Origin of the sequence: Photorhabdus heterorhabditis (assembly GCF_018448905.1) — a bacterium.
GTDB lineage: Bacteria > Pseudomonadota > Gammaproteobacteria > Enterobacterales > Enterobacteriaceae > Photorhabdus > Photorhabdus heterorhabditis.
The window spans coordinates 1-261 of the sequence record NZ_RCWA01000204.1; the positions used below are offsets into that span (position 1 = coordinate 1).

At 47.9% G+C, this 261-nt stretch carries 1 pseudogene; it reads right to left on the reverse strand.

Features of this window, described 5'->3' with window-relative positions:
- Positions 1-261: pseudogene (locus EAE89_RS23305) on the reverse strand (ISNCY family transposase); the annotation flags it as partial.

Below are 261 nucleotides of genomic sequence, written 5' to 3' on the forward strand. Positions count from 1 at the left end.
GTCCGGTACTGGTGACAATAATATCCAGGCTGACGCCATGCCGTAATAAGGCTCGAGCCGTTTCCACTTTACCTTCCTCTCGGCCTTGCTCAATACCCTGCTCAATACCTTGCTCAATACCTTGCTCAATACCCTGCTCAATACCTTGCTCGATACCCTGCTCAATACCTTGCTTGATACCTTGCTCGCGCCCTTTTTGTTCAAGCTGTTCTGCAATAGTCATCAACATCGTTTCATGCTCCGGAGATTGTTCAATCAGTT